Raw genomic sequence first — 21,439 nt, forward strand, 5'->3', positions numbered from 1 at the left:
GGTTAGCCAGACTTTTCGGAGGTATGTGATGGCGAAAATCCTTGGCCTTTCCTCGCTCGCCGTTCTCGTCCTCGCCGCGTCGATGACGCCCGGAGCACGCGCCGAAACGCTGATCCCGCCCGACTATAAGCTCGTCTGGGCGGATGAGTTCGCGGTCGACGGGCTGCCCGATGATAACAAATGGGCCTATGACACGGACCATAACCGCGCCGGGTGGTTCAACAATGAGAAGCAATATTATGCCGATCACCGCGCCGAGAATGCGCGGGTGGAGAAGGGCAGTCTGATCATCGAAGCCCGCGCCGACGCGGATGCGATCAGCACGCTGCCCGATTGGGGCAAGCAGCGCTACAGTTCGGCGCGGCTACGGACACTCGGCAAGGCGAGCTGGACATATGGCGCGGTCGAAGTCCGCGCGAAGCTGCCGTGCGGCGTCGGGAGCTGGCCGGCGATCTGGATGCTGTCCGACGACAAAACGATTCCGTGGCCCGACAGTGGCGAGATCGACATCATGGAGCATGTCGGCTTCGATCCCGGCAAAGTCCATTTCTCGCTCCACACCAAGGCCGCGAATTTCATCCAGCATACCGAAAAGACCGCGTTCAAATCGGTCCCGACGGCGTGCACCGAAATGCATCGCTATCACCTGTCGTGGACCCCAAACCTGATCGTGATGGGGGTCGATGACGCGCGCGGCTTCAGCTTCAAGCGGCCGAGCACGAAGCGGTCGGAATGGCCGTTCGACGGGCCGTTCCACATCCTGCTCAATCTCGCGATCGGCGGCGATTGGGGTGGCCAGAACGGTATCGACGACGACGCATTTCCGCAGCGGATGGAGGTCGATTATGTCCGCGTGTATCAGAAATCGGGGTCGTAATGCGTAAGGCAACACTGGTTCGGCGGCTCCCGCTGCTCGCGCTCTGCGGCATTCTGACAGTGGGGAGCGCGGCACCGCCGTCGCCGAACGCAATTGCTCCCAGCGCAGCGCAGACAGCGCCATCCGATCTCGATGCAAGGGCCGAGGCGATCCTCGCGGGCATGTCGCTCGATCAGAAGATCGCGCAAGTCATCATGCCCGACACCGCCAGCTTCAGCGCCGCCGACATGGCGCAGTATCGCTTCGGCAGCTATCTGAGCGGTGGCAATTCGGGGCCGGGCGGAGACGAGCGCGCGCCGCCCGCACGCTGGCTCGCGCTGGCCGACGCCAATTGGGACGCGGCGATGGCAGCGCGCGCCGACGGTCGCACCCCGATCCCGACGCTGTGGGCGGTCGATGCGCTGCACGGCCACAACAACATCGTCGGCGCAACGCTGTTCCCGCATAACATCGGATTGGGCGCGACGCGCGATCCGGAGTTGGTGCGCGCGATTGGCGCCGCGACCGCCGCCGAAATCGCGGTCACCGGCATCGACTGGACCTTCGCGCCGACGCTCGCGGTGGTGCGCGATCCGCGTTGGGGCCGGACGTACGAAAGCTATGGCGAACGGCCCGATGTCGTCGCGTCGATGGCGGGGGCGATGGTCGAAGGGTTGCAAGGCACGCCCGGAACGCCCGGCTTTCTCGGCCCCGATAAGGTGATCGCGACGGCCAAGCATTTCCTGGGCGATGGCGGCACCGGCGGCAAGGACCAGGGCAATACCGTCGCGTCGGAGGCCGATCTGCGCCGCATTCACGCAGCAGGCTATATCCCGGCAATCGCGGCGGACGTGCAAACGGTGATGGCGTCCTTCTCCAGCGTCAACGGCGTGAAGCAGCACGGCGATAAAGCGCATTTGACCGATTTTCTGCGCGGGCCGGTCGGGCCCAAGGGGCTTGGCTTCAACGGGTTGGTCGTCGGCGATTGGAATGGACACGGTCAGGTGCCGGGCTGCTCGGTCGAGAGCTGTGCTGCATCGTTCAACGCCGGGCTCGATATCTTCATGGTGCCCGAAGCGTGGAAAGCGCTGCTCGCATCGACCACGGCGCAGGTGAAGTCGAGCGAGATCAGCATGGCCCGGCTCGATGAGGCGGTGCGGCGGATCCTGCGCGTGAAACTGGCGGCGGGTGTGTTCGAGAAAGGCCGCCCATCGTCGCGCCCGCTGGCGGGGAAGGTTGAGCTGCTGGCCAGCGCCGAGCACCGCACGCTGGCGCGTCGCGCGGTGCGGGAATCGCTTGTTCTGCTGAAAAACAACGGCAATCTGCTGCCGCTCAAGCCAGCGCAGCGCGTGCTGGTGGCGGGCGATGGCGCAGATAACATTGCGATGCAGGCGGGCGGCTGGACGATCAGCTGGCAGGGCGGTGGCGATCTGACCAGGTCCGATTTCCCGCGCGCGCAGTCGATCTATGACGGCATCGCGGAAACAGTTCGTGCGGCAGGAGGAACTGCGATGCTGTCGAGCGACGGCAGCTTCACCGCCAAGCCCGACGTTGCGATCGTGGTGTTCGGCGAGAAACCCTATGCTGAGTTCATGGGCGACGTGGATACGCTCGAATTCCACGACGATTACAAAAGCTACAAGACGATGCAGCGGTTACGCGCGGCGGGCGTGCCGGTGGTGGCCGTCTTCCTTTCCGGGCGCCCGATGTGGGTCAATCCTGAGATCAATGCCGCCGATGCCTTTGTCGCGGCGTTCCTGCCGGGGGGCGAGGGCGGTGGCATCGCCGACATGCTGTTCGCCAAGCCCGATGGCGGGGTCGCGCACGATTTCCGGGGCACATTATCCTTCACTTGGCCGAACGGACCGATGCCGCCAAAGCTCGACACGCCGCGCGACCCGGGCACGCTGTTCCCGTTCGGCTATGGCTTGCGCTTTGCCGACCACACTTTGGTGGGGCCGCTTCGCGAAACCGCACCTGCCGGTCAAATTATCAGCTCACGGATCGCCGTGCTTGGCCGGACCGGGTTGCCCGCCGGATGGAACATGTCGCTGGCCGACGCGGGCGCGCCGCCGGTTCCGATCAGCAGCAATGCCGGGCAAAGCCCATCGGGCGCGCTGGTGCTGCGCGGGCTCGATCGTGACCGGCAGGAGGATGCCAGGCTGGCGATTTGGCGCGGCGGGACGATGGCGCGGGTCGCGGTCAGTGCTCCCCGCTTGCTCGACATGTCAGGGCCGGGGCAAGCGCTGGTGATCGATCTGCGCGTCGTTGCCAAGCCGACGGGCAAGGTGACGATTGGCGTGAAGCCAGTTGCGGCTGGTGGCAAGGCCTCCGATGCGCTGCTGGTCGATGCTACTGCGCTGCTATCCGGCGGCGTCGGCACGTGGCGGACGGTCTCGATCCCGTTGCGGTGCCTCGGATCGCGCACCGCGTTGCGCGCGGTCGACACGCCGTTCGTGATCGAGACGGCGGGTCGCCTTTCACTGGCGATGTCAGACATTCGCATCGCGCCGACGACGGGCAGGACGGTGCAATGCCCGAGGAAAGCGCGCTGAACACGCCTTGAGCTGAAAAGCGGATTGCTGGATAAGCTGAGCGATATCGACTGCGCCGACAGGATTTTTTAGAACGCAATGGCCAAACGAGGCGCAATGACGATCGAGGACGTGGCGCTGGCCGCTGGCGTTTCGCGCCAGACCGTCTCGCGCGTGCTCAACAATGGGCCGAGCGTGCGGCCCGTGGTGCGCGAACGCATTCGCGCGGCGATCGAGGAACTGGGCTATGTCCCCAGCCTCGCCGCGCGCCGCATGGGCAGCGGCAAATCCTTCCTGATCCTGGCGATAAACGACCGCGCCCGCACGATCGAGAATTGGAGCGCGGGGCGTGGCAATGACTGGGTCGATCAGATGCTGCACGGCGGGATGCTGACCTGCGAATCGCTCGGCTATCACTTGCTCTTCGAACTGGTCGATACCGATCCGGCCAAAGCAATCAAAGCGCTGGACGGCGCGCTGTCATCGTTGCGCCCTGATGGCGTGATCCTGACCCCGCCGCACAGCGAGAACGCGGCGCTCACGGCCCTGCTGACCAAGCGCGGAATCCCCTTTGGTCGGATGGGATCGTCCTCGCGCCACGACGATGGCATCAATGTGTTCATGAGCGATCACGCCGCCGCTGTGGCGGCGGTCGAGCATTTGGTCGCGCTGGATCACCGCCGCATCGCCTTCATCTCGGGAAGCGCGCAATATGCCGTCTCGGACGCGCGCGAGCGTGGCTATGTCGACGGTCTCGCGGCGGCGGGCCTGTCGGTTGCAGACGGTTATATCCAGCACGGCGATTTTTCGTTTGTATCGGGTGCGCAGGCGATGGAGCGGATCCTCGCACTGCCGGAGCTTCCGACGGCAGTGATCGCCAGCAACGACGAGATGGCCTTTGCGGTGCTGCACGTCGCCGCCGATGCCGGAATCGCAGTGCCGGGCGCGCTGTCGGTGTTCAGCTTCGACGACACGCCGGGGGTGCGGTTCAGCATGCCGCCGCTGACCGCGATCCGTCAGCCGATCTCGGCGCTTGCCGCCGCGCTGTGTACCAAGCTGATCCGCGCGAGCGCGGGCGATACGCTGAACGGCGATTACATCCTGCCGTTCGAGCTGATCGAGCGGCAGAGTACTGCGCGCTGCGCGGCATAGGCCCCGCGCGCGGCGGCGCGTCCAGTGCCTTCGGTCTTTGCTATGTGCTGGCGATGTTCGGTGCCTTTGCGGCGTTCGTGCCGCTGTTCGCGCTGACCCTGCCGCAGAAGATCGCGACGGTCCCCGGCCTAGGCGGCCGCCGCGCGGTGGAGGCGCTCAGCTGGATCTTGGTGGCGGGCAGTGTCGCGGCGGGCGGGGGCAACATCGTGGCGGGCGCGATCAGCGACGCTCTCTTTCGCCGGACCCGAAGCCGCCGGCGCATGATCGCGGCCGGGGTGGTCGCGGTGGTAGCGGGGCTCGCCACAGTGGCGGTGGCGCGCTCGTTCGCGGAACTCGTGCTGGCGATCGTGGCGTTCCAGCTCGCGCTCAACGTGTTGCTGTCGCCGCTGGTTGCGCTGATGGTCGACTATGTCCCGGATGAGCGAAAGGGGCGGATGGCGGGGTGGCTCGGTCTGGCGCTGCCGTTCGGATCGGTGATGGTGACGCTGTTGGCCATGTTCGCCCCGGTGAGCGCAGGCAGCAACCCGATCGTGTCGCTCTTTATCACCATGCTCGTTGTGCTCGTGCTGACCGCACCGCTGGTCGTTCTCTGGCCGGTGCCTGCGCTGGTCTCAATCGAGCTGGACCCACCAGATGCTATCGCTGTTTCCGGTCAACGGGAGCGCCGCGCGCTCATCGCGGATTTCATGCTGGTGTGGACCGCGCGGCTGTTGGTGCAGTTCGCGGCGGCGGCAATCCTGCCCTATCTCTATTTCTACGTGGCCAATGTCCTGCGGCCCCCCGGAGGTGCCGCGGCGATCGGTCCGGCAGTCGGCGCATTGGCCTTTGCCTTCGCGGTGATGTCGATGGCAGGCGCGATCGGAATCGGATGGATATCGGATCGACTTGGGCACCGCCGCGCGCCGTTGGCCATGGCGGCAATGCTGGTTGCGATCTGCATGGCGACCCTATCGATCGCGCCGGTCTGGCCGCTGACCGTCATGGCCTATGGCTGCTTCGCCGCAGGTCTGGCCGGTTTTCTGGCGATCGACAGCGCGCTGGTGGCGCAGCTTGTCGCCGCCAATCCGCGTCGCGCGACGTTGCTTGGCGTGATGAACCTAACCAACACGCTGCCGTCGATCCTCGCACCGGCGATGGCCTTGGCGGTGATCGGCGCGCAGGGGGAAACGATACGAATGGTCCTCGTGCTGCAAGCAGCGGCGGTCGGCGCAGTCGTTGCCGCGCTGTGCGCCAGTCGAATCCGCACGCTGCGCTAACGCCGCAACCGCGCGATCACGCCACCGCCGACATCGGCCCCGCGATCATGGCCATCACGGCGCTGCCCTCGATCGGACGGCTGAACAGATAACCCTGGATGCTGCTGCAGCCCTGACCACGTAGCTCGGCGAGCTGCTCGGAATCTTCGACGCCTTCGGCGGTCGTCTCCATGTGCAGCGCATTCGCCAGATCGACGATCGCGCGAACGATCGCGGCCGAACTGTCGTCATGCGCCACCGAATCGACAAAGCTCTTGTCGATCTTGATCTTGTCGAAAGGGAAGCTGCGCAGATAGCTGAGCGAGGAGTAGCCGGTTCCGAAATCGTCCAGCGCCACCCGCACGCCCATCGCTCGCAATTGGTGCAGCAAGGTGAGAACGCTGGACTCGCCTTCCAAGAAAACGGACTCGGTGATTTCGACCTCGAGCCGGTTTGGTGCCAGGCCGCTGCGCGACAGCGCCTGGAAAATGACGTTCTGAAACCCAGAATTGCGGAATTGCAGCGGCGAGACATTGACGGCGATGCGGACGTGATCGGGCCACGCAGTCGCCTGTCGGCACGCCTCCTGCATTACCCAATCGCCGATCGCGATGATCAGGCCGGTGTCTTCTGCTACCGAGATGAAGTCGATCGGCGGGACGTTGCCGCGTTTCGGATGTTCCCAGCGCAGCAATGCTTCGAAGCCGCCGATGCGATCTTTCTTCAAATCGAAGATCGGCTGGAAATTGAGCCTAAACTGCCCGCCGTGCAGTGCTTCGCGCAAATCGAGTTCGAGCTGGCGGCGTTTGCGTGCGGCGGCGTCGAGCGCAGGTTCGAAGAAGCGGAACACGCCGCGCCCATCCTGCTTTCCGAGGTACAGTGCGAGATCGGCATTCTTCAGCAGGGTGTCGGCATCTGCGCCATCGCCGGGCCCAACTGCGATACCGATACTGGCGCCGGTGGCGACCTGATGACCATCGACTTGCAGCGGATGATAGAGCTGATCGAGGATCGCTTGCGCCAAAGCGCGCGGCCGATCCGGATCGCCGCGATGATCGAGGATGATCGCGAATTCGTCGCCGCCGAGCCGGCTGACGACGCCGTCCGGCGCCAGCCCGCTGAGTATTTCGCCAACCCGGCGCAGCAGGACATCGCCGACCGGATGGCCGAGCGTGTCGTTCACGCCCTTGAAGCCATCGAGATCAAGGCACAGGATCGCCACGCTCTCGCCCCGCTTGCTCGCCCGCGCGAGCCCCGCATCGAGCTGCTCGCGGAAGTAGGTGCGATTGGGCAGGCCGGTTAGAGAATCGTGGAACGCCAGATGCGTGATTCGGTGTTCGCGCTCCACGATCCCGGCCGACATCAGGTTGAAACTGTGGGCCAGCCGCCCGACTTCATCGTCGCTCTGTACGATCAATTCGGTGCGGTTGCCCTCCTCCAGCGCACGCGCGGCGGCATCGAGCGCGGCGATCGGACGAGCGATGCCGTTGGCCAGGCGACGACTGCCGAGCAGCACCAGGATCAGCCCGATGACGCCGGCAAGCGTGATGCCGATCTGCATCGTACGATAGGGTGCCATTGCCGCAGTCCAGGGATAGCTGAGCAGCAGCACCGCCTCGGCCTTGCCGGTGGGCCCGGCCAGCGGCTTGGCAAGCGCGAACGCCCAGCCGCCGGGCAGGAGGAGCGCGCTTGGTGCGCGCTCGCCTGCGATGGCACGCGCGACGAAAACATCCAGTGCGGCATCGCCGCGCGTCCGCCCACCGCCCCCGTGCCACTGCGCGGCACCGCGGTGTTGCAGGATCGCGGCGGTCAGCGGAATTGCCGAGAGGCGCTGTAACGCCGTCATTTCACCCGCGTCGAGCGGGATCGCGAAGATAACCCAACCGATTTCCATCGGGGCTAGGACCGGCGACACGATCAGGCGAAAGACGCCCTTCTTCGTGGCGATTACCGCATCGCGCCGGCCGCTCGCCAGCGTGGTGGGTACCGTCGCGACCGCATGGCGCAGCTCCGGCAGGCCGTTTCCGATGATGTCGCCCGCAGAATCGACGAAGAACGTCTGCGCGACGTCGGCCCGCGCTGACAGATTGGCGAGCGCGGATTCGATCGTCGGCCGATCGCCGCTCGCTATCGCGGAGCGGAAGCCGAAGTCGCGCGCGAGAACCGACGCGCTGTCGCCGAGCGATCGTGCCCGCAGCGCCCAGATCCGATCATAGACGCTGCCGCTCGCGCTCAACTCCGCCTGGACGGTGTCGCGGGCATTTTTCCAGATCACGATCTGGGAAATACCCGCGATGCTTAGCAGGCACAGTGCGAACAGCATGCCGTACAGAACGACCAGGCGCGTGCTTAGCTGCCGAAATCGCCAGGCGGGCAGGGACGAGCGCAACCGGTTTAGAGGCGCCATGTCAACGACCACGGATCGTGTAGGTGGTGCTGTATCCGGTCGCGCTTACGGTCGCGGGTTGCGACAGCATATTATCGGGGGTGCGGATGGTGGGGTGCCAGATCCGCACCGACGCCGCGCCTGCGGGCACGCCGGTGATCGCCGCACGACCGTTGGCGTCGGTCTGCATCGCATAAGGTGTGTCGACCACGAGCACGAAGCCGCTCATCGCGTCATGGATATTGCAGCCGAGCGCCACCACGCCGGCCTTGTCGAACACGACCGATCGCGTTTCCTCTTTGCCGTAGAGTTTCAGGTCGAACCGTTTGGGCTTCGAGAAGGAATAGACATGGTGCCGCACCTTGTCGCGGTTCGGGAAGGTGACCGTTGAGCCGACCGGAACGATCAGTACGTGCGGTGCGAAGGTGATGTTCTTCTGCGCCATTTCATAGGCGTAATCGAATTTAATGGGGCCTGCGGGTTTGCGGGCGGCATCGATGAGGACGACTGCACCAGCCAGCGGCTTGCCATCGCTGCTACGGACCTCGACCGTGACGGTCGCTGCGCCTGCCATGTCAGGAATGAAAGATGCTGCCGAGATGGCCAGAACGAACGAGCAAAACATACGCATCGGGTGGCAATAGCCGCGATTGGTAACGGATTGGTGATACGCAGCTTTACTGAAAAATAACGATGATTTCGTAACGGTTTCCGGCGGTGATCGGTGGTGCCGCGGGTGAGGTTCGGGATGACGCGTTTTCTTTGCCATGTGCTGTTCGCGATGATCGGAATGGCCTTGGTTACCCCGGCAACCGCACGGGAGCTCCGTCAAGGCGGCAAACTCTTGCTGACGGGCGGCGTATCGACGGTCGAGGGGTCGGCGGGTGGCGGTCTTGCCACTTGGTCGCTGATCGCCGGCAACGAAACCGATGCAGGGATCGGCGGGACGGCGCACGCCACCATCGTCGCGCTGCCGGACTTCGACCTGAGGAGCGTCGGCGGCGCGGTCGGCATCCGGAACCGGGTCGAACTCTCTTACGCGCATCAGGTGTTCAACACGCGCCAAGCGGGCGCAGCGCTCGGTCTCGGGCGCAATTTCAAATTCGCGCAGGACGTGTTCGGCGTGAAAGTCCGGATGGTCGGCGATGCCGTGTACGATCAGGACAAAGTGCTGCCGCAAATTTCGGTCGGCGTGCAGTATCGCCGCGCCGACAAGGCCGCGGTCATTGCCGCGGTTGGGGGCAAGCATGCGCAAGGCACCGACTTTTACCTGTCCGCCGCCAAAGTGGTGCTATCGAAGAGCCTCGTGCTCGGCGGTACGGTGCGCTTCACCAAGGCCAATCAGTTCGGCCTGCTCGGCTTCGGCGGGGATAAAAGCGACCGATATCACGCGGAGTTCGAGGGATCGGCCGGCGTGCTGGTTTCGCGTCGGCTCCTGATCGGCGCGGAACTCCGTACCAAGCCCGACAATCTCGGCTTCGCGCGCGAGCAAAAGGCGTATGATGCGTTCGCTGCGTGGCAATTTCATCGCCATCTGACCGTCACCGCCGCTTATACCGACCTGGGCGACATCGCCACGTTCAAGCGTCAGCGCGGCGGATTTCTGTCAGTCCAGGCAAGCTTCTGATCGAAGGCCATCCCATGCTTATCTTTGCCCTCGCGCTCGCCCTTGCGCTCCAAACCGTTCCGCCGGGCGAGGACCCGGTCGACCCCTATCCGCAAAGCAACAGCAATGCCGGTGCCATCCCGTTCAAGGGCAACGCCATGCTGGAAGCGTTTCACGGCAAGGCCGGGATCGACCGGATCGCCGATGGTCTCGTCAACCGGATCAAGGCCGACACCCGGATCGCCGACATTCTGAAGGGCCAGGATGAGGTCCGTCTGCGCCGGCTACTCAAAGAGCAGTTCTGCTACATTCTGAACGGCGGCTGCGACTATAGCGGGCGCACGATGAAGGCGGGGCATAAGGATCTTGGTCTGCAGACCGCCGACGTCGGGGCGTTGGTCGAGGATCTGCAAGCCGCGATGCGCACCGAACGTGTCGCCTTCTTCGCCCAAAACCGCTTCTTGGCGAAGCTGGCACCGATGAAGCGCGACGCTGTCGAGCGATAACCACTCGGGTCGCCGTCCGCCGGGAAAGTCCGGCGCGGCCGTTATGCAGGCGACCTCCCCGTATTGAGCTGCCTAGGACCAACGCCGATGTCATATTCGCGTCGATGCCAGGCGGCAGATACCGCCCCAACGTCCAGCGGGAACACGTAAAAACGCGCGCGATGCGATTCCCAGCACACCCTATTGACCAAGATCAAAGGGTGGCCGTGGAAGCCCGCCGATAGCGGTCCGGTTCAACGGGAAGGAACCGGGATGGAATCGATAGTAGCGCGGGCAGGATTCTGGCTGATTGTGGCCTTTTTCACTGCAGCCTGTGCGAGTCTTGCGGCGGATCGGGGATACGGCGTTCACATGTCGATCGCCGCGATATCGGCGCTGATCGTCGCCTTCGTGACGATGCGGCAGGCCGGAAAAGACCCGCGCACGCCGGACAGCAGCCGCTACTATGACGAGGTTATCCGCTGGGGCGTCATCGCCACGGTGTTCTGGGGCATTGCGGGGTTCGCCGTCGGCCTGTTCATCGCGCTGCAGCTCACTTTCCCGCTGCTCAACTTTCCGACCGAGTTCACCACCTTCGGGCGGCTCCGGCCGTTGCACACGTCGGCGGTGATCTTCGCGTTCGGCGGCAATGCGCTGCTGTGCTCGAGCTTCTACATTGTCCAGCGGACCTGCCGCGCGCGGCTGTTCGCGCCCGCGCTCGCGCGCTTCGTTTTCTGGGGATATCAGCTGTTCATCGTGCTGGCCGCGACCGGCTATCTGATGGGCGTGACCGAGGGGCGCGAATATGCCGAGCCCGAATGGTATGTCGACATCTGGCTGACGATCGTGTGGGTCAGCTACCTCGTGGTCTTCGCAGGCACGATCCTGAAGCGCAGCGAACCGCATATCTACGTCGCCAACTGGTTCTTCCTCGCCTTCATCATCACCGTCGCGATGCTGCATCTGGTCAACAATCTGACCGTGCCGGTCTCGTTCCTCGGTTCCAAATCCTATTCGGCCTTCTCGGGCGTGCAAGATGCGCTGACGCAGTGGTGGTACGGCCACAATGCGGTCGGATTTTTCCTGACTGCCGGCTTCCTGGGGATGATGTATTACTTCGTCCCAAAGCAGGCCGAACGCCCGGTCTACAGCTACCGCCTGTCGATCATCCACTTCTGGTCGCTGATCTTCCTCTACATCTGGGCGGGGCCGCACCATCTGCATTACACCGCGCTGCCCGACTGGGCGCAGACGCTGGGCATGGTGTTCTCGATCATGCTGTGGATGCCGAGCTGGGGCGGCATGATCAACGGGCTGATGACGCTCAACGGCGCATGGGACAAGGTTCGCACCGATCCGATCATTCGCATGATGGTGGCGAGCCTCGCCTTCTACGGGATGAGTACCTTCGAAGGGCCGATGATGTCGATCAAGACGGTCAATTCGCTCTCGCATTATACCAACTGGACGATCGGCCATGTCCATTCCGGCGCGCTGGGATGGAACGGGATGATCACCTTCGCCGCGCTCTATTACATGACGCCGCGGTTGTGGGGTCGCACGCGGCTCTACTCGCTCCGGATGGTCAATTGGCACTTCTGGTGCGCGACGCTGGGGATCGTGTTCTACGCCTCCTCGATGTGGGTCGCGGGCATCACCCAGGGGCTGATGTGGCGCGAATATGGGGCGGACGGCTACCTCGTCTACTCCTTCGCCGAGGCGGTCCAGGCGATGCACCCTTATTACCTGATCCGTGCGATCGGCGGGGGGCTCTATCTGGCGGGCGCCGTGATCATGGTCGTCAACATCTGGATGACCATCGCGGGCAAGCTGCGCACCGAGGCACCGCTCACCGAAACACCGTTCGACGCCCAGCGGGATCACCCGCTGACCCCGGCATCGACCCTAGCTGCCGCCAAGTAAGGAGGACCGGACCATGGCCAAATCATTCCTCCATCGCCACACCCGCATCGAGCGGAACGTCACGTTGCTCGGCGCACTGTCGCTCGTCGTGGTTGCGATCGGCGGCATCGTCGAAATCGCGCCCTTGTTCTGGATCCAGTCGACGGTTCAGAAGGTCGAGGGCGTCCGGCCCTATACCCCTCTCGAACTGGCCGGACGCGACATCTATGTCCGCGAGGGCTGCTATGGCTGTCACAGCCAGATGATCCGCCCGTTCCGCGACGAAGTGGAGCGCTACGGCCATTACAGCCTGGCGGCGGAGAGCATGTACGACCACCCCTTCCAATGGGGATCGGAGCGGACCGGGCCTGATCTGGCGCGCGTCGGTGGCCGCTATTCGGACGAATGGCACGTCCAGCATTTGACGGATCCGCGCTCGGTGGTGCCCGAGTCGATCATGCCGCAGTACGCCTTCCTCGCCGAGCGCGAGCTGAAGGGCGAGCCGATGGCGCAGCATCTGGTGGCGCTCAGCCGGGTTGGCGTTCCCTATTCGGCCGAGGACATCAAGCAAGCCGCCGCCGATTTCGAAACGCAGGCGGGCGGCGAAGGCGACACTGCCGGGCTGCTTAAGCGCTACCCCAAGGCGCAATCGCGCGATTATGACGGTGACCCGTCGCGCGTGACCGAGATGGATGCGCTGGTCGCCTATCTGCAGGTGCTGGGCACGCAAGTCGATTTCAAGGCGGCCAAGGCACAGGAGCGCGTGAAATGAGCTATGACGCGCTACGCCACTTTGCCGACAGTTGGGGCTTGGTCGCAATGACCGTGATGTTCCTGACCTTCATCGGCTGGACCTTCCTGCCCGGCGCCCGCGACGCGCATTCCCGCGCCGCCACCATGATCCTGGAAGACGAGGATGAAACCAATGGCTGAGCATGATCAGCGGATCGACGCCGCCACCGGCACCGGCTTTGTCGGGCATGAATGGGACGGGATCGAGGAACTCGACACGCCGATGCCGCGCTGGTGGCTGTACATTCTGTACGGCACGATCGTTTTCGCGATCGTCTATGTCGTGCTCTTTCCCGCAATCCCGACGCCGTCGGGCGGCAGCCCGGGGACGCTAGGCTGGTCGAGCCACGGCCAGCTGGCCAGCGAAATGCGTGCCGATGCCCAGCAGAAGGGCCCGATCCTGGCGGCGATTGCCCAGACGCCGATCGAGCAGCTCGCCGCCAACCCCAAGCTGCTGCACGCCGCGGAAGAAGGTGGGCGCGCCGCGTTCAAGGTCAATTGCGTCCAGTGTCACGGCGCGGGTGCGGCCGGCAGCGCGGGTTATCCCAATCTGAACGACGATGACTGGTTGTGGGGCGGTGACCCCGCCACGCTGCAGCAGACGCTCACCCACGGTATACGGCAGCCGGGCGACGATGCGACGCGCATGTCGCAAATGCCCGCCTTCGGCAAGGACGGCATCCTCACCGCGGCGCAGATTCAGGACGTCGTTTCCTATGTCCGTACGCTCTCCCGCCAGGAGGCGATGAACGCGGCGGCGGGCCGTGGGCAGTCGCTGTTCACCAACAATTGCGCAGTATGCCACGGCGATACTGGGAAGGGCGGGCGGACGGTCGGTGCGCCCAATTTGACCGATGGCATCTGGCTCTATGGTGGCGACCGCGCGACGTTGACGCGGACGATCACCAATGCGCGCTATGGCATCATGCCGGCATGGAACACGCGGCTCGACCCGGTCACGATCAAGATGCTCGCGACCTACGTCCATTCGCTGGGCGGTGGCGAAAAGCCTCCGACCCCCACGGCTCCGGCGGTAGCGGCCAATGTCGGATCCAAATGATCTCGTCCATCAGGAGCCATTCTTCGAGGCGCGCCGCAAGATCTTTCCGAAGGCGGTGCACGGCAGCTATCGGCGCCTGAAATGGGCGATCATGGCGATCACGCTGACGATCTATTACATCACGCCGTGGATCAGGTGGGACCGGGGTCCCTATGCCCCGCACCAGGCGGCGTTGATCGATATCGCGCACCGCCGCTTCTATCTGTTCTCGATCGAAATCTGGCCGCACGAATTCTATTACGTGGCGGGGATGCTCATCATGGCGGGGATCGGCCTGTTCCTCGTCACCTCGGCGGTGGGGCGCGCGTGGTGTGGCTATGCTTGCCCGCAGACTGTCTGGACCGACCTGTTCGTCCATGTCGAGCGGCTGATCGACGGGGACCGCAACGCGCAGTTTCGCCTGGCGAATGCGCCCTGGGGTCCGGCCAAGATCGGCCGCCGCGTGGTCAAGCACGCAATCTGGCTGCTGATCGCCGCGGCGACGGGGGGTGCGTGGATCTTCTACTTCGCCGATGCGCCGACGCTCGTGCGCCAATTGGTGGACGGCAGTGCGCCCTTCGTCGCCTATGCCACGATCGGCGTGCTCACCTTCACCACCTATACGCTGGGCGGGCTGATGCGCGAGCAGGTGTGCATCTACATGTGCCCGTGGCCGCGCATTCAGGCGGCCATGATGGACGAGCAATCGCTGGCGGTGACCTATAAATACTGGCGCGGCGAGCCGCGCACGCGCGGGCTGAAGCGGACGAATGACCTAGTCGAACTCGCGACCGAACCGCAGGCGCGGATCGGCGATTGTATCGATTGCAACGCCTGCGTCGCCGCCTGTCCGACGGGAATCGACATTCGCGAGGGGTCGCAAATCGGGTGCATCACGTGCGGGCTGTGTATCGATGCCTGCGACGACATCATGGTCAAGCTCGACCGTCCGACCCGGCTGATCGGCTATACGACCGAGGCCGACGCCAGCATCGCCGACACGGGCGGCACGCCGCATAGCGCGATCAAGCGCTTGCTCAGGCCGCGCACGCTGATCTATTTCTGCGTGTGGGGCGGCATCGGGTTGGGCATGCTGTTTGCACTTGGTAATCGTACGCGGATCGATCTCTCGGTCGAGCATGGCCGCAATCCGCAATGGGTGCGGCTGTCGGACGGGGCGGTGCGCAACAGCTACCTCGTCAAGGTGCGTAACATGGAAGCGCGGCCGCGTGACGTCGAAATTGCCATCGCCCACTTGCCGGGCGCCGTGCTGTGGGACGACGACGGCGAACGCCAGCGCGCGAGACAGGCGATCCGCCTGCATGTCGATGCCGACCAGGTGCGGCCGATTCAGCTTTTCGTCGCCGCGCCCGCCGCCGGCCCCGAACATGCCGACGTCACCTTCAGCGTCCGTGCGCTCGACGCCGAAGGCGGCAGCGCAGCCGACGTGACGCGTTTCGATCGTCCCGAAACCGAGGAGCATGAGCAATGACCCGTCGCTTTACCGGGCGGCACATGCTGTTGACGATGATCGCCTTTTTCGGCCTGATCATCGCGGTCAACGTGACGATGGCACGCTATGCCAGCGGTACGTTTGGCGGCGTGGTGGTCGAGAACAGCTATGTCGCGAGCCAGCGCTTCAACGGATGGCTGGCGGCGGCGCGTGCGCAGGATCGGTTGGGCTGGCATGTCGTGCCGACGGTGGATGCAGGCGGACGGCTGCACATCGTGGCGACTGGCGCGGATGGGGCGGTGGTGCTTGGCCGCATGACCGTGACGGCCCGCCATCCGCTCGGGCGCTTGCCCGATCAGACGATCCGGATGGTGCCGGGTGCGGGCGGCTATGTCGCCGATCGCCCGCTGCCGACCGGGCGCTGGCTGCTGCGGATCGATCTGCAAGCGGGCGGCCATGACGCACATTTCGAGGATGCGGTGCGGACATGAATGCGATCAGCCAGATCAGTCCTGCTGACGCGATGACGGAATCGCGCTTTGCGATCGAGGGGATGCATTGCGCGGGGTGCATCGCGCGGATCGAGGGGGCGGTGGGCAGGCTCGCGGGCGTTGCCACCGCGCGCGTCAATTTCGGCGCGCATCTGGTGGTGGTGCAACACGAATCGGACCTCGCCACCGACACGATCCGCGAGACGATTGAGGCGCTTGGTTTTCCCGCGCACGTGATGCGCGAGCGTGAGGTCGCGACCGTGCAGGATGAGAGCCGCGCATTGATGAAGGCGCTCGCGGTCGCGGGCTTCGCGGCGATGAACGTAATGCTGCTCTCGGTCGGGATCTGGTCGGGCGCGGAAGGGGCGACGCGCGATCTGTTTCACTGGCTGTCGGCGCTGATCGCGCTCCCGGCCATCGCCTATGCCGGCCGTCCCTTCTTCACCAGCGCCTGGCGCGTGCTGAAGCGCGGCCACACTAATATGGACGTGCCGATCACGATCGGCGTGATCCTCACCAGTGCGATGAGCCTGTACGAGACCGCAACCGGCGGCGAACATGCCTATTTCGACGGCGCGATCATGCTGCTGTTCTTCCTGCTCGCCGGGCGTTTCCTCGACAGCATGATGCGCGCGCGGGCGGCAGACGGCGTGGCGGCGCTGCTCGAACGCGTGCCTGCCGAGGTGCAAGTGTTGCGCCCCGACGGCTCGACCGAAATGCGCGCGGCGGCGGACATCGCGCCGGGGATGCGCGTGCTGGTGGCCGCAGGCGAGCGGATCGGCGTCGATGGTGTGGTGGAGATGGGCGAAGCGCATGTCGACCGTGCACTGGTGACCGGTGAGAGTGTCCCCGAGCGCGTGATGCCGGGTGCCACGGTGCTGGCGGGCACGATCGATCTCGACGCGCCGCTGACCGTGCGCGTCACCGCCGTCGGCACGCAGACCGTGATCGCCGAAATCGCGCGGCTGATGGAAAGCGCAGGGCAGGGCAAGTCGCGCTATGTCCGCATCGCCGACCGCGCAGCGCGGCTTTATGCCCCTGCGGTCCACAGCCTGGCGGCGCTGAGCTTTGTCGGCTGGATGCTCGCGGGGGCGGGGCTGCATCAATCGGTGATGATCGCGGTCGCGGTGCTGATCATCACCTGCCCGTGCGCGCTGGGGCTGGCCGTGCCGATCGCGCAAGTGGTGGCGGCGGGGGCGCTGATGCGCGCGGGCATTCTGATCAAGGACGGCTCGGCGCTCGAGCGTCTCGCGGAGGTCGACACCGTCTTGTTCGACAAGACTGGCACGATCACGCTGGCCGGGCTGACTCCGCTTGCCGGTCTGCCCGACGATGCGGGCGAGCGCGCCGCCTTGGGTGCGCTGGCGCAGGCCAGCCGTCACCCGCTCGCCCGCGCGATCCGCAATGCACTGGGTAATTCAACGGCAGGGGCAGTCGCAACCGGCATCACGGAACTGTCGGGCCTCGGCGTCGAGGCCATGATTGATGGCGAACGCGCGCGCCTGGGCCGGCCCGACTGGGTTGGCACGCAAGCGAGCGGCACCGAGGTGACGACCGCGTTCCGCTGGGGCGACCGCCCCGCCCGGGTGATCAATTTTGCCGATGTGATGCGCGCGGACGCGCCGCAGGTGATGGCGCAGTTGGAGGCGATGGGCTTCGCGCCGACGATCCTCTCGGGCGACCGGCTGGAGGCTGTGGCGGCGCTCGCCGAGCGGGTCGGCATCGTTGGCATCGCGGGGCTGTCGCCGGCCGATAAGTTCGCCTTTATCGATCGTCAGGCGGCGCTCGGAAAGCGCGTGCTGATGGTGGGTGACGGGCTGAACGATGGCCCGGCGCTGAAACGCGCGCACGTCGCGATGGCGCCCGCAACCGCGAGCGATGTCGGTCAACTCGCCGCCGATCTGGTGTTTTTCGGGGATCGACTGGCCGCAGTGCCGGTGGCGATCATCGCTGCGCGCCGGACGATGGGGGTGGTGCGCCAGAATTTCGTGCTGGCGGTCGGCTATAATATCCTCGCGGTGCCGCTGGCGATGGCGGGCCTGGTGACCCCGCTCATCGCCGCGCTCGCCATGTCGGGCTCTTCGCTGATCGTCGTGGCCAATGCACTGCGCTTGCGCGGTGCGGCGCGATGACCGGCCTCGTCGTCCTGCTACCGGTGGCCCTCGGGCTCGGGCTTGCCGGCCTGGCCGCGTTTTTCTGGGCGGCACGATCCGGCCAGTTCGAAGATCTCGACGGTGCTGCGCTGCGGATCCTGATCGATGATGACGAGGAGGCGTGAGCGCGCCCGGCGATGCGGATTTGATCGCGGTCAATCCAGGTCGCAGGGCGTCGTGCAATCACGCTGGCATGTGGACCTATCATCCTGATCTGCTCGCTCAGCCGGTGCCGCGCTACACCAGCTTCCCGACCGCCGCGGAATTCAGCGGAGCGGTTGGTCCGCCGCATTTGGCACAGGCGCTCGCCACCGTCGGGCCGGACGAGGCGATCTCGCTATACCTGCACATCCCATATTGTCGCGAGCTCTGCTGGTATTGTGGCTGCAACACGGGTGCTGCCAACCGCACGCAGCGGGTGCAGGCCTATCTGTTGCGGCTGATTGAGGAGATAACGCTTGTCGGCAAGGCGCTCGACGGGCGTGGGCGCGTAAAGCGGATCGCCTGGGGCGGCGGCAGTCCGAACGCGCTCAACCCAACGGATTTCGATGCATTGATGCGCCACCTGTCGCAGGCCTTCCGGCTCGACGATCCGGTCATGTCGGTGGAGATCGATCCGCGCGGCTTCGAGTGGGACTGGGCGGCCGCGCTCGCCCGCAATGGCGTTACTCGCGTCAGCCTGGGCGTACAGACCTTCGATCCCGCCATCCAGGCCGCGATCGGGCGTGTTCAGCCGACCGAGATGATCGCTTGCACCGTCGCCCGCCTGCGCGCGGCCGGCGTGTCTTCGATCAATTTCGATCTGATGTACGGGCTGCCGTTCCAGACCGTCGACACGCTGGCATCGACGCTTGAGACGGCGCTCTCGTTTCGGCCCGACCGGTTGGCGGTGTTCGGCTATGCGCATGTCCCACACCTGATTGCACGACAACGGCAGATCGACGATTCGGCGCTGCCCGATGCGGAAGCGCGTTTTGCGCAGGCCGAATTCGCGTTCGATTGGCTGACGTGTGAAGGCTATAAGCCGATCGGTTTTGATCATTTCGCGCTACCCGAAGATGCGCTGGCGATAGCGGCGCGGAACGGCACGCTGCGGCGCAATTTCCAAGGCTTTACCGAGGATCCGGCCGATGTGCTGATCGGCCTAGGTGCCTCCGCGATCAGCCAGTTTCCGGGGTGGCTGCTGCAGAACGAGAAGAATGCCGGTCGCTATCACCTGCGCATCGCCAACGGGCTGCTGGCGACCGAGCGCGGCTGGGTCCGGTCTCGGAGTGACCAGCGCATCGGTCGGGCGATCGAAGCGCTGCTATGCCAAGGCGTGGCCGATTTGAGCGATCTGCCCGATATCGCGGCGGTGGAGCACCGGCTTGCGCGCTACGTCGCTGCCGGTCTGGCGACATGGCACGACCGCCGGCTTCTGATCCGGCCGGAGGGGCTGCCCTATGCGCGGACGATCGCCGCTGCACTCGACCCCTACCGGCAGCAGTCCGCCGTGCGATTCAGCAGCGCGATCTGAGATGTTGGCGCGCGCCGTTCCATCGTTGCTGGCGGCGGTTGGCTTGGCATTGGCAGGCGGGGGTGGACCCCCCATCGAGACGAGCGGCGCTGTGCTGGTCGCGATTTGTGGCGATCCATCGCACCGGATTCCCCTGCCGACGCGGGACGATGGAAAACAGCACCGCCCTTGTCCGATGGGCTGCCATGCGGCTTGCACGCGTCGCGATAGCAGCGATGAGGAAGAATAAGGCGTAGGCCGTCGATCGTCTGCGGTCGCCCGTTCGCGCATCTGCTCGACGAGGCACCCGCGACGCTTGCTAGACACCCCACCCAAGTGGAGTGTTTTCGCTCTGACGTCAGTTCTTGCAAAACAGCCCGACGTTGTCGTGCGCTTGCTCGGATCGTCCCGTGCAGACCCTTGTCGCGCATAACCCGTTCGACAGTTCACCGGGCGACCCAGGGCCCGGCCGCGTCATTTCCACCACACCTTGTGCGCACCATAAACCGCAACATTCTCGGCGTTCATTCGGGCGATTGCTGGCTTCGCGCGTGTTTCTTCCTGAGCCTACGCCGATAAGGAAGCGGGATCCTGTCGCTGCGCGACAGGCGTGTCTTAGATGGAAGAGGCGCTCGGCAGGACATGGCAGCTCGGCTCGACACCATGGAGCCAACGGCGATCATCGATAAACGTGACCACCGCTTAAACGGGCGGTGGAACTTTGGCTGCGCCGAATGTGGCGGTGCCGTGCGCAGAATCTCGCTGGCCAGCCACAATCCGCGGATTTCGGGCGCAACGTGGTGATTGTCTTGCTCAGCCATGCTCCACCTGACCAAGAGCGCGAGCCTCCGCGAAAACAGCGGCGGCTAAGCATGTGAACAAGGCTTCATGCTTGTACCGATACAGTCGATGCTGATCGAACTTGACGTGACCCCCGTTTTTTCCTCCAGTTGGAGCTAGAGTCCGACCCCGGAAGAAGGGACGGACAGATGAAGCGGAAGCAGTTTTCGGAAGAGCAGATCATCGGCATCCTGAAAGAGGCCGAGGCTGGCGCGGTGGTGACGGATCTGTGCCGGCGCTACGGGATGTCCAGCGCGACCTATTATGCGTGGAAGGCCAAGTTCGGCGGTCTGGAGGTGTCCGATGCGAAGCGGTTGCGGGCGCTCGAGGAGGAGAACGCCCGTCTCAAGCGGTTGCTGGCGGACACGATGCTCGACAACGCGGGTCTGAAGGACCTGCTATCAAAAAAATGGTAACGCCTGCCGCGAAGCGGGAAGCGGTCGCGCATCTCCAGACGGCGCTGGGGATGAGCGAGCGGCGGGCGTGTGCTGTCGTCGGGGCGGATCGCAAAAGCATGCGGTATCGCTCGTGCCGGGCGGATGATGGCGACCTGCGGTCGCGTCTGCGCGAGTTGGCGCAGCAGCGCCGGCGGTTCGGCTATCGGCGGCTGCATATCCTGCTGCGGCGCGACGGCATGACGATCAACCGCAAGAAGACCCAGCGGCTCTACCGCGAGGAAGGTCTGACGGTGCGACGCCGAAAGGGCCGCAAGCGCGCCGTCGGTGCGCGGGCACCGGCACCCGTGTTGGCGCTGCCCAACCAGCGCTGGAGCCTGGACTTCGTCCACGACCAGATGGCCACGGGGCGGCGGTTCCGCATCCTCAACATCGTCGACGACGTGACGCGCGAGTGTTTGCGAGCGGTGCTCGACACGTCGATCTCGGGCAAGCGGGTGGTGCGCGAGCTGGGTGATCTGATCGCCGAGCGCGGTGCGCCCAGGATGATCGTCAGCGACAACGGGACCGAACTGACCTCGAACGCGGTTCTCGCGTGGTCGGGCGATGCTTGCGTCGAGTGGCA

18 protein-coding genes (1 of these 18 running past the window's edge) are annotated in these 21,439 nt (G+C 65.0%); 16 read left to right on the forward strand and 2 right to left on the reverse strand.

Going from position 1 to position 21,439, the window contains the following annotated elements; all coding sequences use genetic code 11:
* Positions 1 to 28: 28 nt before the first annotated feature.
* The 4 genes from HMP06_RS04345 (at position 29) to HMP06_RS04360 (ending at position 5,798) form a co-directional block, all read left to right on the forward strand.
* Positions 29 to 877 (forward strand): glycoside hydrolase family 16 protein, encoded by an 849-nt coding sequence (locus HMP06_RS04345; RefSeq protein WP_176496001.1) that lies wholly within the window; start codon positions 29 to 31, stop codon positions 875 to 877.
* Positions 877 to 3,411: a glycoside hydrolase family 3 protein gene (locus tag HMP06_RS04350; protein WP_176496002.1), complete on the forward strand. Its 2,535-nt coding sequence runs from the start codon at positions 877 to 879 to the stop codon at positions 3,409 to 3,411. The genes HMP06_RS04345 and HMP06_RS04350 overlap by 1 nt, the downstream gene beginning before the upstream one ends.
* A 96-nt stretch (positions 3,412 to 3,507) precedes the next feature.
* Positions 3,508 to 4,542 (forward strand): LacI family DNA-binding transcriptional regulator, encoded by a 1,035-nt coding sequence (locus HMP06_RS04355; RefSeq protein WP_232089861.1) that lies wholly within the window; start codon positions 3,508 to 3,510, stop codon positions 4,540 to 4,542.
* A gap of 44 nt (positions 4,543 to 4,586) precedes the next feature.
* Positions 4,587 to 5,798: an MFS transporter gene (locus tag HMP06_RS04360; RefSeq protein WP_269473400.1), complete on the forward strand. Its 1,212-nt coding sequence runs from the start codon at positions 4,587 to 4,589 to the stop codon at positions 5,796 to 5,798.
* A 16-nt stretch (positions 5,799 to 5,814) separates the two neighbouring features.
* Here HMP06_RS04360 and HMP06_RS04365 read toward each other — a convergent pair whose 3' ends face one another.
* A complete protein-coding gene (locus HMP06_RS04365) occupies positions 5,815 to 8,100 on the reverse strand; it encodes a putative bifunctional diguanylate cyclase/phosphodiesterase (protein WP_176496005.1) in 2,286 nt (761 codons plus the stop codon).
* Positions 8,101 to 8,185: 85 nt separating this feature from the next.
* On the reverse strand, positions 8,186 to 8,794 hold the full coding sequence (locus tag HMP06_RS04370; RefSeq protein ID WP_232089862.1) for a methylamine utilization protein: 609 nt from the start codon (positions 8,792 to 8,794) through the stop codon (positions 8,186 to 8,188).
* 117 nt (positions 8,795 to 8,911) lie between these two features.
* On the opposite strand from HMP06_RS04370, the gene HMP06_RS04375 reads away from it, so the two are divergent.
* The 12 genes from HMP06_RS04375 to HMP06_RS04430 form a co-directional block, all read left to right on the forward strand.
* The gene (locus HMP06_RS04375) at positions 8,912 to 9,790 is read left to right on the forward strand and encodes a DUF3034 family protein (RefSeq protein WP_232089863.1); all 879 of its coding nucleotides are present in this window, start codon (positions 8,912 to 8,914) and stop codon (positions 9,788 to 9,790) included.
* 14 nt (positions 9,791 to 9,804) lie between these two features.
* Positions 9,805 to 10,275, forward strand: coding sequence for a group I truncated hemoglobin (locus HMP06_RS04380; protein ID WP_176496006.1), 471 nt, complete (start codon positions 9,805 to 9,807; stop codon positions 10,273 to 10,275).
* Positions 10,276 to 10,527: 252 nt separating this feature from the next.
* Entirely contained in the window at positions 10,528 to 12,177 is a 1,650-nt protein-coding gene (gene ccoN / locus HMP06_RS04385; protein WP_176496007.1) for a cytochrome-c oxidase, cbb3-type subunit I, read from the forward strand.
* A 13-nt stretch (positions 12,178 to 12,190) separates the two neighbouring features.
* Complete coding sequence (gene ccoO, locus HMP06_RS04390) at positions 12,191 to 12,928, forward strand: cytochrome-c oxidase, cbb3-type subunit II (protein ID WP_176496008.1); 738 nt, start codon at positions 12,191 to 12,193, stop codon at positions 12,926 to 12,928.
* Positions 12,925 to 13,089 (forward strand): cbb3-type cytochrome c oxidase subunit 3, encoded by a 165-nt coding sequence (locus tag HMP06_RS04395; protein ID WP_176496009.1) that lies wholly within the window; start codon positions 12,925 to 12,927, stop codon positions 13,087 to 13,089. The genes ccoO and HMP06_RS04395 overlap by 4 nt, the downstream gene beginning before the upstream one ends.
* Positions 13,082 to 14,008, forward strand: a complete 927-nt coding sequence (ccoP, locus tag HMP06_RS04400) for a cytochrome-c oxidase, cbb3-type subunit III (RefSeq protein ID WP_176496010.1) — start codon at positions 13,082 to 13,084, stop codon at positions 14,006 to 14,008. Before HMP06_RS04395 ends, ccoP begins: the two co-directional genes overlap by 8 nt.
* Positions 13,992 to 15,479: a cytochrome c oxidase accessory protein CcoG gene (ccoG, locus tag HMP06_RS04405; protein ID WP_176496011.1), complete on the forward strand. Its 1,488-nt coding sequence runs from the start codon at positions 13,992 to 13,994 to the stop codon at positions 15,477 to 15,479. Before ccoP ends, ccoG begins: the two co-directional genes overlap by 17 nt.
* Positions 15,476 to 15,931 carry a FixH family protein gene (locus HMP06_RS04410; RefSeq protein WP_176496012.1) on the forward strand — a complete coding sequence of 152 codons (456 nt, stop codon included), beginning with the start codon at positions 15,476 to 15,478 and terminating at the stop codon, positions 15,929 to 15,931. The genes ccoG and HMP06_RS04410 overlap by 4 nt, the downstream gene beginning before the upstream one ends.
* Positions 15,928 to 18,063 carry a heavy metal translocating P-type ATPase gene (locus HMP06_RS04415; RefSeq protein ID WP_176496013.1) on the forward strand — a complete coding sequence of 712 codons (2,136 nt, stop codon included), beginning with the start codon at positions 15,928 to 15,930 and terminating at the stop codon, positions 18,061 to 18,063. The genes HMP06_RS04410 and HMP06_RS04415 overlap by 4 nt, the downstream gene beginning before the upstream one ends.
* Entirely contained in the window at positions 18,060 to 18,209 is a 150-nt protein-coding gene (gene ccoS, locus HMP06_RS04420; RefSeq protein WP_176496014.1) for a cbb3-type cytochrome oxidase assembly protein CcoS, read from the forward strand. Before HMP06_RS04415 ends, ccoS begins: the two co-directional genes overlap by 4 nt.
* Before the next feature lie 68 nt (positions 18,210 to 18,277).
* Positions 18,278 to 19,600: an oxygen-independent coproporphyrinogen III oxidase gene (hemN, locus tag HMP06_RS04425; RefSeq protein ID WP_176496015.1), complete on the forward strand. Its 1,323-nt coding sequence runs from the start codon at positions 18,278 to 18,280 to the stop codon at positions 19,598 to 19,600.
* 968 nt (positions 19,601 to 20,568) lie between these two features.
* A protein-coding gene (locus tag HMP06_RS04430) for an IS3 family transposase (RefSeq protein ID WP_176496016.1) occupies positions 20,569 to 21,439 on the forward strand; the annotation gives its coding sequence in 2 pieces (ribosomal slippage) (positions 20,569 to 20,821 and positions 20,821 to 21,439; 1,167 coding nt in all) (it continues 295 nt past the right edge of the window).

Origin of the sequence: Sphingomonas sp. HMP6 (assembly GCF_013374095.1) — a bacterium.
Lineage (GTDB): Bacteria > Pseudomonadota > Alphaproteobacteria > Sphingomonadales > Sphingomonadaceae > Sphingomonas.

Bases quoted from the DNA above. Each gene is read 5' to 3' on its own strand.
- HMP06_RS04375 (WP_232089863.1), top strand. From the start codon at position 8,912: ATGACGCGTTTTCTTTGCCATGTGCTGTTCGCGATGATCGGAATGGCC.
- ccoP (WP_176496010.1), top strand. From the start codon at position 13,082: ATGGCTGAGCATGATCAGCGGATCGACGCCGCCACCGGCACCGGCTTT.
- ccoO (WP_176496008.1), top strand. From the start codon at position 12,191: ATGGCCAAATCATTCCTCCATCGCCACACCCGCATCGAGCGGAACGTC.
- HMP06_RS04415 (WP_176496013.1), top strand. From the start codon at position 15,928: ATGAATGCGATCAGCCAGATCAGTCCTGCTGACGCGATGACGGAATCG.
- hemN (WP_176496015.1), top strand. From the start codon at position 18,278: ATGTGGACCTATCATCCTGATCTGCTCGCTCAGCCGGTGCCGCGCTAC.
- ccoN (WP_176496007.1), top strand. From the start codon at position 10,528: ATGGAATCGATAGTAGCGCGGGCAGGATTCTGGCTGATTGTGGCCTTT.
- HMP06_RS04355 (WP_232089861.1), top strand. From the start codon at position 3,508: ATGACGATCGAGGACGTGGCGCTGGCCGCTGGCGTTTCGCGCCAGACC.
- HMP06_RS04345 (WP_176496001.1), top strand. From the start codon at position 29: ATGGCGAAAATCCTTGGCCTTTCCTCGCTCGCCGTTCTCGTCCTCGCC.
- HMP06_RS04370 (WP_232089862.1), bottom strand. From the start codon at position 8,794: ATGCGTATGTTTTGCTCGTTCGTTCTGGCCATCTCGGCAGCATCTTTC.
- ccoS (WP_176496014.1), top strand. From the start codon at position 18,060: ATGACCGGCCTCGTCGTCCTGCTACCGGTGGCCCTCGGGCTCGGGCTT.
- HMP06_RS04410 (WP_176496012.1), top strand. From the start codon at position 15,476: ATGACCCGTCGCTTTACCGGGCGGCACATGCTGTTGACGATGATCGCC.
- HMP06_RS04365 (WP_176496005.1), bottom strand. From the start codon at position 8,100: ATGCTGTTCGCACTGTGCCTGCTAAGCATCGCGGGTATTTCCCAGATC.
- HMP06_RS04380 (WP_176496006.1), top strand. From the start codon at position 9,805: ATGCTTATCTTTGCCCTCGCGCTCGCCCTTGCGCTCCAAACCGTTCCG.
- ccoG (WP_176496011.1), top strand. From the start codon at position 13,992: ATGTCGGATCCAAATGATCTCGTCCATCAGGAGCCATTCTTCGAGGCG.
- HMP06_RS04350 (WP_176496002.1), top strand. From the start codon at position 877: ATGCGTAAGGCAACACTGGTTCGGCGGCTCCCGCTGCTCGCGCTCTGC.
- HMP06_RS04395 (WP_176496009.1), top strand. From the start codon at position 12,925: ATGAGCTATGACGCGCTACGCCACTTTGCCGACAGTTGGGGCTTGGTC.